Origin of the sequence: Ruminococcus sp. AF17-22AC (genome assembly GCF_003460065.1) — a bacterium.
Lineage (GTDB): Bacteria > Bacillota > Clostridia > Lachnospirales > Lachnospiraceae > Blautia_A.
The window spans coordinates 34,837-48,476 of sequence record NZ_QRXT01000005.1 but is presented as its reverse complement, the minus strand read 5'-3'; the positions used below and the strand labels follow the sequence as shown (position 1 = coordinate 48,476).

The 13,640-nt window shown below is 43.8% G+C and carries 13 protein-coding genes; 12 read left to right on the top strand and 1 reads right to left on the bottom strand.

Annotation, left to right across the window (positions count from 1 at the left end; translation table 11 throughout):
* Positions 1–93 precede the first annotated feature (93 nt).
* A complete protein-coding gene (locus tag DWW86_RS08865; protein ID WP_117942884.1) occupies positions 94–1,491 on the top strand; it encodes a uracil-xanthine permease family protein in 1,398 nt (465 codons plus the stop codon).
* A gap of 101 nt (positions 1,492–1,592) precedes the next feature.
* On the opposite strand, the gene DWW86_RS08860 is transcribed toward DWW86_RS08865, so the two are convergent.
* Complete coding sequence (locus DWW86_RS08860; RefSeq protein WP_117942883.1) at positions 1,593–2,825, bottom strand: 6-phosphofructokinase; 1,233 nt, start codon at positions 2,823–2,825, stop codon at positions 1,593–1,595.
* A gap of 187 nt (positions 2,826–3,012) precedes the next feature.
* On the opposite strand from DWW86_RS08860, the gene DWW86_RS08855 reads away from it, so the two are divergent.
* The 11 genes from DWW86_RS08855 to DWW86_RS08805 all read left to right on the top strand — a co-directional run bounded on the left by DWW86_RS08855 (position 3,013) and on the right by DWW86_RS08805 (position 13,609).
* Entirely contained in the window at positions 3,013–3,969 is a 957-nt protein-coding gene (locus DWW86_RS08855) for a DMT family transporter (RefSeq protein ID WP_117942882.1), read from the top strand.
* The gene (srtB, locus tag DWW86_RS08850) at positions 3,932–4,831 is read left to right on the top strand and encodes a class B sortase (RefSeq protein ID WP_117942881.1); all 900 of its coding nucleotides are present in this window, start codon (positions 3,932–3,934) and stop codon (positions 4,829–4,831) included. Before DWW86_RS08855 ends, srtB begins: the two co-directional genes overlap by 38 nt.
* Before the next feature lie 14 nt (positions 4,832–4,845).
* Positions 4,846–5,577 (top strand): NAD-dependent protein deacylase, encoded by a 732-nt coding sequence (locus DWW86_RS08845; protein ID WP_117942880.1) that lies wholly within the window; start codon positions 4,846–4,848, stop codon positions 5,575–5,577.
* A 15-nt stretch (positions 5,578–5,592) separates the two neighbouring features.
* Positions 5,593–5,787: a DUF951 domain-containing protein gene (locus tag DWW86_RS08840; protein WP_015542371.1), complete on the top strand. Its 195-nt coding sequence runs from the start codon at positions 5,593–5,595 to the stop codon at positions 5,785–5,787.
* A gap of 28 nt (positions 5,788–5,815) precedes the next feature.
* Positions 5,816–6,556 (top strand): sugar phosphate isomerase/epimerase family protein, encoded by a 741-nt coding sequence (locus DWW86_RS08835; RefSeq protein WP_117942879.1) that lies wholly within the window; start codon positions 5,816–5,818, stop codon positions 6,554–6,556.
* A 218-nt stretch (positions 6,557–6,774) separates the two neighbouring features.
* Complete coding sequence (locus DWW86_RS08830) at positions 6,775–7,656, top strand: leucine-rich repeat domain-containing protein (protein WP_117942878.1); 882 nt, start codon at positions 6,775–6,777, stop codon at positions 7,654–7,656.
* On the top strand, positions 7,653–8,192 hold the full coding sequence (locus DWW86_RS08825) for a DUF4430 domain-containing protein (protein WP_286187685.1): 540 nt from the start codon (positions 7,653–7,655) through the stop codon (positions 8,190–8,192). Before DWW86_RS08830 ends, DWW86_RS08825 begins: the two co-directional genes overlap by 4 nt.
* Positions 8,189–9,181, top strand: coding sequence for a prenyltransferase/squalene oxidase repeat-containing protein (locus tag DWW86_RS08820; protein ID WP_117942877.1), 993 nt, complete (start codon positions 8,189–8,191; stop codon positions 9,179–9,181). The genes DWW86_RS08825 and DWW86_RS08820 overlap by 4 nt, the downstream gene beginning before the upstream one ends.
* Before the next feature lie 35 nt (positions 9,182–9,216).
* Complete coding sequence (locus tag DWW86_RS08815) at positions 9,217–10,152, top strand: AAA family ATPase (protein ID WP_286187684.1); 936 nt, start codon at positions 9,217–9,219, stop codon at positions 10,150–10,152.
* Positions 10,153–11,334 (top strand): DUF58 domain-containing protein, encoded by a 1,182-nt coding sequence (locus DWW86_RS08810; protein ID WP_117942876.1) that lies wholly within the window; start codon positions 10,153–10,155, stop codon positions 11,332–11,334. It abuts the gene before it with no gap.
* Positions 11,294–13,609: a transglutaminase TgpA family protein gene (locus DWW86_RS08805; RefSeq protein ID WP_117942875.1), complete on the top strand. Its 2,316-nt coding sequence runs from the start codon at positions 11,294–11,296 to the stop codon at positions 13,607–13,609. The genes DWW86_RS08810 and DWW86_RS08805 overlap by 41 nt, the downstream gene beginning before the upstream one ends.
* The last annotated feature ends 31 nt before the right edge of the window (positions 13,610–13,640 follow it).

The window sequence follows — 13,640 nt, the reverse complement described above, 5'->3', positions numbered from 1 at the left end:
CAAGAAAAATAGGACTGTTCAATAAATAACAGTCAAATTGGATTTTCAATATACAAACGAGGAGATCGTATTGAAAACCAGTCAGGAGGAAACATGAAAAGGGGAAGCATTTTTGAACTGAACGGCATTCCGAAATTTCAGGAGGCCCTTCCGCTGGCATTGCAGCATGTAGTTGCAATGATTGTGGGTTGCGTTACACCGTCGATCATTGTAGCCGGAGCTGTAGGTGGTGATGGATTAAGTGCAAAAGACAGAGTAATTCTGATTCAGGCATCACTTGTGGTATCGGCACTGTCTACATTGCTCCAGTTATTTCCGATCGGAAAGAAGAAGGGATTTACTTTAGGATCCGGCCTTCCTATGATCATGGGAGTAAGTTTTGCCTATGTACCGAGTATGCAGGCAATCGCAGAAGGGTACGGAATCAGTACGATTCTGGGAGCACAGATCGTTGGCGGTATTGTGGCAATTATCATGGGACTTCTGGTTAAAAAAATCCGCGCATTTTTCCCGCCGCTGATTACGGGAACCGTTGTATTTACAATCGGACTTTCCCTTTATCCGACAGCAATTAATTATATGGCCGGCGGAACAAGTAATTCGGATTATGGTTCCTGGCAAAACTGGCTTGTGGCATTTCTGACACTGGCAGTTGTGACAGGACTGAATCATTTTGGCAGGGGTATCCTGAAACTGGCCTCTATTTTAATCGGTATCATTGTAGGATACGTGGTTTCAATTCCGTTTGGGATGGTCAGTCTGTCAAGTGTTGGACAGGCAAAAATGTTTCAGTTTCCGCAGTTCATGCATTTTGGAATTCATTTTGAGATTTCTGCCTGTGTGGCAATCGGGCTGCTGTTTGCAATCAACTCTGTTCAGGCAATCGGAGATTATTCTGCGACAACGATCGGTGCTATGGATCGTGAACCGGAAGACAGAGAATTACAGAATGGTATCACTGCATATGGAGTAACAAATATAATCGGAGCTCTGCTTGGCGGACTTCCGACAGCAACGTACAGTCAGAATGTTGGTATCGTGACAACGACAAAAGTTATTAATCGCTGGGTGCTTGGGCTGGCAGCCGTGATCCTTGGTGTCGCCGGAATCGTACCGAAGTTTTCTGCGCTGCTGACTACGATTCCACAGTGTGTTCTTGGTGGTGCGACGGTTTCTGTATTTGCTTCGATCGCCATGACCGGAATGAAGCTGGTAGCGTCTGAAGAGATGGATTACCGGAATTCTTCAATTGTTGGTCTTGCAGCAGCAATCGGTGTGGGTGTTTCACAGGCATCCGCAGCACTTGCAAGCTTTCCGGAGTGGGTAACAACGATTTTTGGTAAATCTCCGGTCGTACTTGCAACATTAATCGCAGTTATATTGAACATCATACTGCCGAAGAGCAGTGATGAAAAGAAACACGAAGCAAAACTCAGAAAGAGAGTCAAAGAACGTATCCGCAAAGACCATGAAGAATTTGAACAGCATTAAGAAGTATATATCATATACAATAAAAAAGACAGTGACGAATTATTCGCCGCTGTCTTTTTGTTTATGCTGCATCAATCAGAATTAAATGTTCTGAATCAAAATTATTTACGATATACAAATTCCGGCAGACCATCTTCTCCGAGTGGAACAGAGATATTTCCCTGAATCAGCGGACGGACATAATAGATAAAATCTTCTGTAACATCGTGTCCGTCCGGGGTGATCCATTCAACAGGAACTGTTTTTTCTTCATTGCAGATGGCGTTGACATCTTCAAGTCCGCAAACCATCTGATAAGATCCTGCTGTGTCTGTCTGGCGGATAAAAGAAACCATCTTTCCTGTTTCTCCGTCAAGGGCAGCCTGTACACCGAATTTTCCGGCGGCAATGGCCTCCTGCTGATCTGTTGCGGAAATTAATGTAGCAGAGCAGCGCTGGCTGACATTAAGTTCAACGGAGCGTGCTTTGACACCAAGGCGGCTGCGCACAAGATTTTCCAGATATTTGCCGCATCCGGCAAGCATCTTATGACCAAAAGTATCTGTACCTACAGAACTGTCGTATTCGCAGATGAAGGTGCCGTCAGCATCGTGAATACCTTCGGAAACACAGACGATAAGATTACAGTTTTTCTCAAAAGCTTTTTCAAGATCACGCAGGAAAGCATCCTGGTCAAAGGCAACTTCCGGAAGGTAAATGAACAGAGGATTGTCTCCTTCGTATTTACGCGCAAGGGCACTGGCAGCAGTGAGCCATCCGGCATGACGTCCCATGATCTCGATGATCGTGACGGATTTTTTTTCGTAGACGTTGGCATCTGTCGTGATTTCACGGACTGTGGAAGCAACGTATTTGGCGGCACTTCCGAAGCCCGGGGTATGGTCGGTATTTACCAGATCATTATCAATCGTCTTCGGTTCGCCGATCACGCGGATAGAACTGCCAATGCTTGCCGCGTAGCGGGAAAGTTTACTGACGGTATCCATGGAATCATTGCCACCAATATAGAAGAACCAACCGATATTGAGTTCTTCAAATTTGCGGAAAAGTGCCGGATAAACCGGATCTTCGAGAGATTCCGGCAGTTTGTAGCGGCAGGAACCGAGATAAGCACCCGGGGTATGAGTTAAATATTCAAGCTTTTCGCCGGGAAGAGCTTCTTCAAAATCAAGTACACGGTCATTAAGGAATCCTTCGATACCGTTTACCATACCATATACATGCTCAATCGTGTCCGGATGGGAAAGACCTTCAGAGACAACTCCATAGAGACTGCTGTTGATAACGGCAGTAGGTCCGCCGGACTGACCGACAATAAGATTTTTTTTTGCCATTGTATCTACCTCCGATTAGGATAATATTAGATTGCTGCGAACAGTAACCATAATAAATTCATTTTAACATATCATGGGAAAATCTCATAGCCATTTTTGTGAAAAAGTGATATCATGGGAGAAACAGAGTTGCTGTGAACGGAGTGAACAGTAACAAACAGATGAGATATAGACGAGGAGAGTACAAATGAAAAAAGTTGCCTGGTTTTTCCCGGTATCAGCAGGAATCCTGTGGGGATCCGTTGGGATTTTTATACGGTCTTTAAGCGGCTATGGAATGGACACTGCGACGATCGTCGGATCACGAACGATGATTTCTGTGATTCTGATGCTGATAGGGATTGCTGTAATTGATAAGAGCCAGCTGAAAATACGTCTGAAGGATCTGTGGATCTTTGTGCTGGCAAGCTGGCTGGGCATGCTTGGGGTAAATCTTACTTATAATGAAGCAGTAAATTATGTACACCTGTCACTGGCAGCAGTACTTCTGAGCCTGTCACCGGTGTATGTCCTGATTCTTGCGAGAGTGTTTTTTAAAGAAAAGATCACTATACGTAAGGCCGGCTGTGCAGCACTTGCAGTCTTCGGATGCAGTCTTGCAAGCGGATTGCTGGAAAACCTTGGAGGTATGAAAATCAGCGGTTACGGGACTCTTCTCGGAGTGGCAAGCGGTGTTTTTTATGCCATGTACAGCCTGTTTACCAAAATTGCCATGAAAAGAGGCTATTCCGGACTGACGATCACGTTTTACTGTATGGTTGTGATTGCAGTGACGTTGATTCCGTTTACCGACTGGAAGATCCTTGGAGCGTATTTTACAGAAGCTCCTGTGCATGGTGCTATATTTATGATACTTCATGCAATCTGTGGTGCAGTCCTTCCGTATACATTTTATACGATTGGTTTTCAGTATATGGATGCGGGAAAAGTCTCTATTCTTGCAGCCGGTGAGCCGGTGGCAGCGATGGTATTCGGCATTTTCTGTTTTGGAGAGATACCGACTGCAATCGAATTTGTCGGACTGTTCCTGACTGTGATCGCAATTGTTCTTCTTGGAATGCCTGAAAAGGTACGCAGCAATAAAACTAAGCCTAAGGAGTATGATTATGGAAGAAAACAAAAACAACACTCAGAAACAGCCTGAACAAAAGAAAAAAAAGAAGAGTGATGTGCTGTTGACGATCGCACTGATCGTTGCAATCGCGGTTTTCTGCTACGCGGCATTTAATCTCTACCATATTTACACGGAATACAAAAAAGGTACAGATGAATACAATCAGATCGAGGAAATGGCAGTTACCGAGCGTGATGCTGACAGTGGCGAAGTTGCCGGACCAAATGCACAATTAAAACCGCCGATCGAGGTGGATTTTGACAAACTCAAGAGTGTCAATGAGGATGTTGTGGGATGGATTTATGTAGATGCACTTCCGGATATCAGCTATCCGATTGTCAAAGGTAAAGATAACCAGACATACCTGCATCAGACCTATGAGAAAAATTACAATTTCGCCGGAACGATTTTTGTGGATTATGAAAACAGTGGTGATTTCAGTGATTGCAATACACTTGTATATGGTCATAATATGAAGAATGGTTCGATGTTCGGACATCTGAAGAAATTCAGAGAGGATGACAGGCTTTATAAGCAGGATAAATATTTCTGGATTCTGACACCGGAGCGCAATTACCGTTATGAGATTATTTCTGCATATACAACCGGCGTAAACAGCGATACCTATACACTGTTTAAAGGTCCGGGCGAAGAGTTCGAGAAATATCTGGAGACGATTAAAGGTTACTCCGAAATCCAGACAGATGATACAGATCTGACGATCAAAGATAAGATTGTGACATTGTCTACCTGTACAGGCAATGAATCCACCCGTTTTGTTGTGCAGGGTAAGAGAGTTGATGCGGAGGACGCAGATGGTGCTGCGGCGAATACGGGCAGTACAGCCGATGAGGAAAATACGGATGAGATATCTCTTGATATCGCAGGATAAGGGAGGGTTTTTACATGGATGAAAAGATCGTGAAATTACAGGAACTGATCGATGGGCATGACAACATCGTGTTTTTCGGAGGGGCCGGTGTTTCGACAGAGAGTGGAATACCGGATTTCCGTTCTCAGGATGGACTTTATCATCAGAAATATGACTTTCCGCCGGAGACTATCTTAAGTCACAGCTTTTTCTTAAGTCATCCGGACGAATTTTATAAATTCTACCGTGATAAGATGCTCTGCGATACCGCAAAACCAAATGCGGCTCATCTGAAGCTTGCCGAACTTGAAAAGGCAGGTAAACTCAAAGCAGTGATCACACAGAATATCGATAATCTTCACCAGATGGCAGGCAGTCGGAAGGTACTGGAACTTCACGGAAGCGTTTACCGTAATCACTGCATGCGCTGTGGAAAATCTTTTGACTTCGCATATATGAAACACAGTACCGGTGTGCCGCGCTGCGAATGTGGAGGTATGATCAAGCCGGATGTGGTGCTTTATGAAGAGGGACTGGATACAAATACGATCGAAGAATCTGTGAGAGCAATTTCGAATGCGCAGATTCTGATCATCGGAGGAACGTCGCTTGCCGTATATCCGGCAGCTGGCCTTATTGACTATTTCCGTGGCGAAGCGCTTGTAGTGATCAATAAATCCTCCACACCGAGAGACAGAAATGCCGATCTTCTGATCAAGGAGCCGATCGGACAGGTCTTTTCACAGATAAAAGTAAATCAGAAATAAGGAGAATGACAGAGCATGGGACTTATCTATGATGTTGGAGATATTGTGACACTCAAAAAGGGACATCCATGTGGAAGTAAAGAGTGGGAGATCCTGCGTGTGGGAGCTGATTTCCGTCTGAAATGTATGGGATGCGGACATATGATCATGGTGCCACGCAAAATGGTAGAAAAAAACACCAGAAACTTAAAGAAAAAAACGCAGGAATAATCTGTTGTCAAAGGAGCAAACAAATAACGTGATCTATATCAGCCATCTGCTTCCGGATGAAAAAATGCAGGAACTTTTAAAAAACAGTGAACTTGGAGTGGAAAGTATCGAATTTTCCATTTCGGAAAATCTTGACCATCTGGACAAAACGATAGAAACATACAAAGAACGCCTTGTAAAGATGGGAAATCCGCCACTGACACTGCATGGCCCGTTTCTGGATCTCATCCCGGCAACATTTGACAGCATGATCCGCCGTGTGACGATGGAGCGGTTTGAGCAGTGTTATCAGGTCGGTAAGTTACTTGGCGCAAAAAAAATCGTATACCATTCAGGAATGATCCCTACCGTATATTACCGTCAGGGCTGGGCGAATCAGGTGAGTCGGTTCTTTAACGATTTCCTGCGAGATAAAGATGGACTCGAAATTGATATGGAAAATGTTCTCGATGAGGACTGGAGGCTTCTGCGTGATGTATATGACCAGGTGGAGCATCCGGACTTCGGACTCTGCCTTGATATCGGGCATGCACATTGTTACTCCGATATTTCGGTTATTGAGTGGGCAAAGGAACTGGCACCTTATGTCCGCCATGTTCACATCCATGACAATGCCGGAGAAAGAGATTCTCATCTTGGACTTGGCAGAGGAAATCTGCCGTGGAGAGAAGTTCTTTCGTATTTGCCGCGGACGGAGACACGTACATGGACGATTGAATGTATGAATAAGGAAGATGTACAGATATGTGTACAATCTTTATTGACATAAATTTATCAAAATGATATACTTTAGAAAAATTGGATAACCAGGCGTGGTCTGTCGTAAAAGGCAGTTTAACGTAATCCGGTGAGAATCCGGAACAGTTCAAATAGCTGCTGTGAATATGCTTTTTGCATAATAAGTCAGATTTAACACGTTGTACAGAGGACAGAGGCTCATTATGAATGGGACTCTGTTTTTGTTGTCTTTAGGGGGAAAATTGAGACATGGAAAAACCGAATACTGAAATCGGGTGGAATCAGTTAAGATATGATGTCCGTACATATACTGCGCAGAATGAGCGAAACAGAAGGGGCGGCGAGGCTGGCAGGATTCCTGCCGGATATAGATATATTGGCGATAAATGTTTTCTAAATAATGGCAAAGTACATGAGGTAGTATTGCCACAGGAATGCCGAATCATCGGTAAACAGGCATTTGAAGGATGCCAGTTTCAGAAAGCAGTAGATTTTCCAGAGGGTTTGCTGGAAATAAAGAAAAGAGCATTTGCGGAAAATCACAGACTTCGAAAAGTTGTTTTTCCGGAGTCACTGGAGAGACTGGGAGCACAGGCATATCAGGAGTGTAATACACTTCGAAGCGTGAAGTTTCCGAATAATTCACGTTGCATGGTTATTTCAGAGGCAGTGTTTGATTCCTGCGTAAACCTTACAACTGTCAGATTGCCATTCCGTACGCAGGTAATTGAGCGCAGGGCATTTTACAGATGTAAAGAGCTCAGGGAAATCAATTTACCGGTTACGGTGAGGGAAATTGGGGAGGAAGCCTTTTATTTCTGCGCGATGGAGAAACTTGAGCTTCCGCCAAATTTGAAAGTAATTGGTGAAAGTGCCTTTTTCCGCTGTAAACATTTAAGAGAAGTTTACATACCTGAAAGTGTGAAGAAAATCGGTCGCTGGGCATTTCACGGATGCAGCAGACTGGAACGTCTGGAGATTCTGCATGATCCGGATGAGATTGGACCGTGGATCATCAACAAGAGCTGTACACTTGTCTGTCGAAAAGGCAGTAAGGTAGATCATTATGCAAAGGAATATGGCTTTAAATGTGAATATGTGGAAGAAATGATGGAGAGAAAAGAAGGTTGAAAATAAAATCAGAAAAAAGAACCAGAGCATTGGCAGTTATCTGCTGTATTATGCTTATTTGCTGCTGGTTCAGCGGTTGTGCATTTGGCGGAGAAAAATTACCGAATGGAAACTGTACGATTTCTATCGAATGCAGTAATATTCTGGATAATATGGATAACCTGAAAAAGACAAAAGAAGATTTTATTCCGGAAGATGGATGGATACTTAAAGAAACAGAGGTTGCCTTTCAGGGCGGAGAAACAGTTTTTGATGTATTGAAGAAAGTCTGCGGTGAAAATGGAATCCATATGTCATCTAAATATACTCCGTTGTACAAAAGCTATTATATAGAAGGAATCAACCAGTTGTATGAAATGGACTGTGGCAAAAACTCCGGCTGGATGTACAGTGTAAACGGAAAATATCCAAACTACGGCTGTTCAGAGTACAAACTGAAAGACGGTGATAAGATTGAATGGCGTTACACCTGCGATCTTGGAGCAGATGTCGGAAATAAATATGAAAAAAGTAAAGGAAAAGATTCAGAAAAATGATATGTACAAAGAAAAAGGATCTTTATAAAAAAGTGAAACAAAACGGTATTCCGGCAGCACTTGCGTTGGTACTGGTGCTTACAATGGCGGGATGCGGAAGTGCGAAAACTCCTGAGTTAAAAGACGCAATTCACAAAACAGCCGCTTATGAACAGGAAACGGTGACAGATCCGGCAGTGGGTTCCCTTGGCGGGGAGTGGACAGTAATTGCCCTGGCACGCTCGGAAGAAAATGTAGACAGTAATTATTTTGAAAAATACAGAGCAAATGTAGAAAAATATCTGAAAGAACAGGATGGAATCTTAAGTGAAAATAAATACACGGAGTATTCCAGAGTGATTCTTGCCCTGAATGCAATCGGGGAAGATGCTTCGGATATTGGCGGATATGATCTGAAGGAAAAACTGGATGATTTTGATACGGTGACTGCGCAGGGACTGAACGGTGCAGTGTTTGCATTACTGGCGCTGAATGCGGACAGCGAAGAAACAGACGGAGAACTTCAGCAGAAATATCTGAACTACATTTTGGAACAGGAAAAAACGGACGGCGGTTTTTCCATGGATGATAATGCAGATGAAGCAGATATCGATATAACAGCGATGACTTTACAGTGTCTGGAAGCATATAGCAGTGAGGAAAATGTACAGCAGACAATTGATCGTGGAATTGAATTTCTTGCAGATGCGCAGGATGCAGATGGTGGTTATACCGTATATGGAGACAAAAGTTCCGAATCTGTATCGCAGACGATGATTGCTTTAAGTACGGTGGGAATTGACTGTAATAAAGATGAACGTTTCCAGAAGGATGGAAAAGGACTGTATGACATTCTGATGCAGTATTGTCAGAAGGATGGCAGTTTTTCGCACACACCGGAGGGTGAAAGTGATCCGATGGCAACAGATCAGGCATTGTGTGCATTGGTTTCCTATGAGAGGCTTCAGGATGAAAAAAATACTTTTTACGATATGACAGATCACAGATAAAAAGCAAATAAGCGCAGAAAGCAGGAGGAAAAACTGTGGCAGATAAGATCAGAGAACTCAGAACAGAACTGGCAAAGATCATAAAAGGAAAAAGTGAGATCACAGACAAGATCATTATGGCGGTTCTGGCAGAAGGGCATGTACTTCTGGAGGATGTTCCGGGAGTGGGAAAGACAACGACAGCACTGGCACTCAGCCGACTGATGGGAATGGAATTTCAGAGAATTCAGTTTACACCGGATGTTGTACCGTCAGATGTAACAGGATTTACGATGTATGATAAAGAAAGCAACAGTTTTATTTATCGTCCGGGGTCTGTGATGTGCAACCTGCTTCTGGCAGATGAGATCAACCGTACTTCAAGCAAAACGCAGTCGGCGCTTCTTGAGGTCATGGAAGAGGGAATGGTAACTGTAGACGGAGAGAGTCATCCGGTACCGAAGCCGTTTGTGGTAATTGCGACAGAGAACCCGGTAGGGTCTTCCGGTACGCAGATGCTTCCGGAATCACAGCTTGACCGTTTTATGATCAGTACAACAATGGGCTATCCGGACCATGGCAGTCTGGTAGACATTCTTCGTGACCGTCAGGAGGTCAATCCACTTCAGAATGCAAAAGCAGTGCTGAACAGTGAGGAAATTCTTGAATTGCAGGCACAGGTCAGAAAAGTATATGTATCTGATGAAGTTTTATCCTATATAGCAGATCTTGCAGAAGCAACAAGAAAACATGAACTGATTATGCTGGGTTTAAGTCCGCGTGGAACGCTTGCGCTGTGCCGTATGGCAAAGGCTGCCGCATATCTGGCAGGACGTGATTATATGGTGCCGGAAGATGTGGTAAATGTTTTTCAAGACGTGGCAGGACACAGAATGGTTCTTGAATCACGTGCAAGATATGAAGAAAAAACGGCAAGACAGATTTTGGGTGAGATCCTTGAGACAGTACCGTCACCAAAAGTAGAGGGATAAATGAAGAAAAGGATTCTTATTGTAATTTGGTTTATATGTATGGCACTGGCTGCCCTTTATACGGGAGAATATCTGTATGTGTGCGTACTGGCAGTATCCGGTGTGGTGCTTGTCATGTCAGGAGTTTATTGTCTGCTGTCGGGCAGATGCATAAAGAGTACACTGAAACTTCCCCGTGTGACAGAAAAGGACAGCATATTTCAGGGCAAACTGGAGCTGGAAAACCAGTCCCTTTGGCCGGTCTTTTACGGCACAGGTGAAGTAAAATGTAACAATACCTTTACCGGAGAAGAAAAAACCATGCAGCTCCCGTTTTCACTGATGGGCAGAAGGAAAAGTAAATGTACTTTTGAAGGAAGCAGTCAGTGGTGCGGATGTCTGAGATTTTCTTTTGAGAAATGGAAAACAGGCGACTTTTTGCAGATTTTTCGTAAGAAACGAAAAGGAAATGCACATGCAGATATTGTAGTCATGCCGGAAAGACAGACACTGGATCTGTCAGTTCTGACCAGGGAAGGCTTTGATATGGAAAGCTTCCGCTATTCAACATTTCGCCCGGGAGATGATCCGGGTGAGACTTATGATATCCGTGAATACCGACAGGGTGACAGCATTAGACAGATACACTGGAAACTGAGTGGCAAATTAGACAGTACAGTGATCCGCGAAAAAAGTTTTCCGGTAGATGATGCAGTGCTGGTTCTTGCGGAAACGTTTCAGAAGGAAAGTAATCCGCAGAAAGCAGAAGCCGTTGTGGAAATTTTTTCAGCACTGCTTCTGAGCTTCATGGAGAGGAAAATCCCATGTCAGGCAGCGGTATATGACGGAAGAAACGGATGCCTGCATATAGAGAAGATTCATTCTGCGCAGGCATATGAAAATATTATGTACTTATTTCTGAGATATGGCGGCGGAAATAAAGAAGCGCAGACCGTCAGGGAATATATGAAGAATCCCGGAATAAAAAATTTTGCGAATTATATCTACATTACGGGGGAAGCGGAAGACCATGAAGACCAATATCTGAAACAGAAAGGCCTGGTCACGGTACTGCGCTGTGGACAGAATCCGGACCGAAACACAGATGAGATCATTTATACAAAAGAAAATTATCATCAGGAACTGGGAATGAGGAATATGAATGGAGTTATGGATTTCACAGGAACAGCAAAAAATAAATAAATTTAATAAAAAACTGTTTCCGGGAATCCTTCTGGAAGCAGTTCTGTTGACTTTGGTTTTTGGAGTGGGTACAGAAGAAATGCTTCATATACTGACGAAAAGTCATGTGCCTGTCATGTTTGTCGCTTTGACAGGAGGAAGTATTCTGCTCTGGCTTCTGCTTGAAAGATGGCAGCGCTTCGGATTACCGGTCGGTGTGATGTGTTTTGCATGTGCAGCAGCATTGTTTACGGTTTTACATACTCATGTTCAGAATGGAATGACCGGATTGTGGAATCATATGGTAGAAGTACTGGGAAGCAAAGCAGGAATTTATCTGACTCAGTATACCGTGTCAGAAGAAAATATGGCAAATGACCAGTTTATATTCTGGATGCTACTGGCACTGGTGACCGGACTGGTGGCTTTTGCAGTACTCAGACTGCGTCTGCGTTTTATTACGATTCTGTGGAGCATGGGCTTTCCGGTGCTGATGTTTATGCTGAATGTTCAGCCGGGGCGGATAAAACTGGCTGCCTTCTATCTGGCGGCGTTTCTGCTGATAAACTGGATGCATTCCGAAAGAGATACAGGACAGAATTCTGCCGAAAATACTGTGGTATTTCTGACAGGAGCAATTCTTGTATGTCTGACAGTGGCAGTGAGTGGCGGTGTCTTTCGAATGATTGTTCCACAGGAGCAATATCAGAGTTCCAAACTTGTTGCCAATGTCAGAACGGAATTTCTGGATAAGACAGACCGCTTCCGCTTTAAGACAGGAATGGTAAACAGTCTTCCGAATGGCAGACTGAAAGCAGCGGGTGCATGGACAGCATCTGATGATACAGCTCTGACAATACAGATGGATCAGCCGGATTCGCTTTATCTCAGAGGATTTGTAGGCAGTGTGTATGACGGGGATGAATGGAAATCAATTTCGACTGCAGACGCATGGAAAGTCCGGGATTTGTTTTACTGGCTGCATCAGGATGGATTCTATGGACAGACGCAGATTGCAGGAATAAGAAATGTGGTAGAAGACGACTCGCTTTCAAAGGAAAGTGGCAGTATCCGGATACAGAATCAGAATGCGGACAGCCGATATCTTTATACACCTTACGAGATGGCAGAACTTCCGGAAGGATATACCGGAGAAACATCTCTGACAGACAGTACCCTCAGGTCAGGCGGATTGTTTGGAAAACGTGATTATACGCTGAAGTCTATGGGGAATCTCGTGAAAGATTTCACCACATTGGGAGCAGAGGGATATCAGGTTTTATCAAAAGGTGATGCACGCAATCTGAGAGAAGACGAAAGCTATTACAATGCATTTGTTTATAAAGAAGATACTGCACTTCCGGCGGTTTTGGAAGCCCTGTTTGCACAGGAACTTGGAAATGCCGGAAACAGAGAGCAGGGACATACAGATTATTACACTGCCATCTCAAGGATCCGTGCATATCTTGAAAAAAATATGACATACAGCACAGCAACAGATGTGTATAACGGAGCCGGAGATTTTACGAAAAATTTCCTGACAAAATCCAAAATCGGGCACAGTATTCATTATGCTACAGCGGCAGCGCTGATGTTCCGTTATTATGGAATACCATCACGTTATGTAGAAGGGTATCTGATCACACCGGATGATGTAAAAGATAAAAATAAAGGCGACAGTATTCAGATTTCGGGGAAAAACGGTCACGCATGGACGGAAATCTACATAGATGGTCTCGGATGGGTGCCGGTGGAAATGACTCCGGAATATTATGGAGTTATGGAAGAACCGGATCTGACCGTCGGACTTGAGGCAGAGGGAAGCAAGGCGTCAGCTCTGCCGGAAACAGAAACAAAGACAGATAATCCGCCGGAGATTCAGACGCATTGGAATTTGAAACTTGCGATCATGGGGCTGGCGAGATTTTTACTTCTTTTACTGTTTGTGTTTGATATTTTCTGCGTGCTGTTTTTCCTGGTGATCAGCGGTTTGCGGATCATTGCAGAGGCAAAACGAAAAAAAGCATTTGCAGCAGCTGATAACCGAGCTGCGGTCAGAGCCATGACCGGATATGCGGCAAAGCTTTATGCACATGGAACATACACGGATGAACTGACAGAAGCTTATAAGAATACATGGCAGATCGGGGAGAAAGCTGCGTTCAGTCCGCATAACATTTCAGATGAAGAAAGACAAACCGCAGAACAATGTGTGAAAAATATAAAGACAGAATTAAAGATAAAAACCAGATGGTATGATATGTGGATCATAAAATATATAGAAAGACTGCTGTAAAAGATAAAAAATAATTCAGAGAGGAGGCAGA